Genomic DNA, 2,620 nt, shown 5'->3' with positions numbered 1-2,620 from the left:
TGTATCGCGCCGGAATAGCGCGGGCCACTGAACACTCCTGCTCGACACAAAGCGTCGACTTTCGCCAGCAAATCTGGATCGATCGAAAGCGTCGCGGCGGCAAGGTCTTCCTCGAGATGAGCGATGCTGCGCGTACCGGGGATCGGGATGACATGGTTGCCTTTTCCCAGCAGCCAGGCGAGCGCCAATTGGCCCGGCGTGCAACCCGCCTCGCGCGCCAATGCGTCATAGGCCTCGACCAGCGTCAGGTTGGACCCGAGCTGCGGTTCGACGAAGCGCGGCATCATCGCGCGAATATCGCCCTCACCATAGTCCGCCGACCGGATCGCCCCGGCGAGCAGACCGCGCGCAACCGGCGAGAAGGCGACGAAGCCGATACCGAGCTCGCGGCACACCTCTAGCACCGCAATCTCGGGATTGCGCACGGCGGGCGAATATTCGCTTTGCACCGCCGCAATCGGGTGCACCGCGTGGGCGCGGCGAACGGTCGCGGCGGACATTTCGCTGAGGCCGATCGCGCCGAGCTTGCCCTGTTCCTTCAGCCGCACCAGCGCGCCGACCGATTCCTCGACCGGCACCCGCTTATCGAGGCGATGGAGATAGACCATGTCGACGAAAATCGGTGCCGAGCCGCTGCAGCGACCCCTCGACCGTCTGCGCGATCTGCGCGGGCGACCCGTCGAGCGCGCGCTTGCCGTCGATCACGTCGAGCACGCACTTCGTCGACAGCGTATATTCGCTGCGGCGGTGGCCGATGGCGCTCGCAATCAACCGCTCATTCTGGCCCAAGCCATAGAGCGCCGCCGTGTCGATCAGCGTGCACCCCAGGTCGAGCGCCCGGTTGAGCAGCTTGGCGCCATCCTCGGGCGACGGCGGGTCGCCATAGGCATGGTTCAAGTTCATGCAGCCCAGCCCGATCGCCGAGACGGTGAACGGACCGAGGCGGCGAGTGGGAAGGGTCATGAACAGGCTCCGATCAGTACACCCGCGCCTTCGGCTTGATGTAGCCGATGTCGTCGGTCAGCGTATATTCGTGGACCGGGCGGTAATCGATCTTGACGCCGCCGCCTTGCCCGCCCCAGCCTTCGAACCAGGCGATGCTGTGCTTCATCCAGTTGGCGTCGTCGCGCTTGGGATAATCCTCCTGCATGTGCGCGCCGCGACTTTCCTTGCGGTTCGCGGCGCAGTGCATCGTCACCACCGCCTGGCCGAGGAGGTTGTCGAGTTCGAGCGTCTCGACCAGGTCGCTGTTACAGATGAGGCTGCGATCGCTGACCTGGACGTCGGTCATGCGTTGGTTGATCGCATCGATCTTCGCCACGCCCTCGCCCAGCTGGCGGTCGTCGCGGAACACGGCGCAGTCGGCCTGCATGGTGCGCTGCATGTCGAGCCTGATCTCGGCGGTCTTGGTGCCGCCATGGGCATGGCGGAAATGATCGAGCCGGGCGAGCGCGAGGTCGGCGCTGTCGTTTGGCAATGCCTTCTGCGCGGCCTGGGGCTTGACCACTTCGGCCAGGCGATGCCCGGCGGCGCGGCCGAACACGACGAGGTCGATCAGGCTGTTCGACCCGAGCCGGTTGGCACCATGAACCGAAACGCACGCCGCTTCGCCGACCGCGAACAGGCCGGGGACGACGGCATCGGGGTTGCCGTCCTTCAAGGTAACGACCTCACCGTGGAAATTGGTCGGGATCCCGCCCATGTTGTAATGGACCGTCGGAGTCACCGGCAGCGGCTGGCGCGTCAGGTCGACCCCGGCGAAGATCTTGCCGGTCTCGGTGATGCCGGGCAACCGCTCGGCGAGGATCTTGGGGTCGATATGGTCAAGATGAAGGACGATATGGTCCTTGTTCTCACCGACGCCGCGGCCTTCACGGATTTCCATCGCCATCGACTGTGACACGACGTCGCGCGACGCCAGGTCCTTGGCCGAAGGAGCATAACGCTCCATGAACCGCTCGCCCTCCGAGTTGGTGAGATACCCCCCCTCGCCGCGCGCGCCCTCGGTGATCAGCACGCCGGCGCGATAGATGCCGGTCGGGTGGAACTGGACAAACTCCATGTCCTGCAGCGGCAGCCCGGCGCGGAGCACCATCGCATTGCCGTCGCCGGTGCAGGTGTGCGCCGAGGTGGCCGAGAAATAGCAGCGGCCGTAACCGCCGGTCGCCAGCACCACCGACTGCGCGGTGAAACGATGAATTGAGCCATCGTCCATGCACAGCGCGATCAGGCCGCGGCACACGCCGTTCTCCATGATCAGGTCGAGTGCGAAATATTCGATGTAGAAGTCGGCGTCGTACTTCAGGCTCTGCTGATAGAGCGTGTGGAGCATGGCGTGGCCGGTACGGTCGGCGGCGGCGCAGGTCCGTTGCGCGGGCGGTCCCTCACCCATGTTCTGAGTCATGCCACCGAACGCGCGCTGGTAGATCTTTCCCTCGTCGGTGCGCGAGAAGGGCAGGCCGGCATGTTCGAGTTCATAGACGGCGGCAGGCGCCTCACGGACGAGGTACTCGATCGCGTCTTGGTCGCCGAGCCAGTCGGACCCCTTGACGGTGTCGTACATGTGCCAGGTCCAGTGGTCCGGCCCCATATTACCGAGCGACGCGGCGATCCCGCCTTG

1 protein-coding gene and 1 pseudogene are annotated in these 2,620 nt (G+C 65.4%); both read right to left on the bottom strand.

Going from position 1 to position 2,620, the window contains the following annotated elements; genetic code table 11:
• Positions 1-963: pseudogene (locus tag RMN84_RS12265) on the bottom strand (aldo/keto reductase); the annotation flags it as partial.
• Positions 964-976: 13 nt separating this feature from the next.
• On the bottom strand, positions 977-2,620 hold a 1,644-nt coding region (gene sdhA, locus RMN84_RS00890), incomplete at its 5' end, for a succinate dehydrogenase flavoprotein subunit (RefSeq protein ID WP_309610325.1).

This window comes from Sphingomonas sp. (assembly GCF_031380695.1).
In the GTDB taxonomy this organism is placed as follows: domain Bacteria; phylum Pseudomonadota; class Alphaproteobacteria; order Sphingomonadales; family Sphingomonadaceae; genus Sphingomicrobium.
This window is presented reverse-complemented; position numbering and strand designations above follow the sequence as displayed.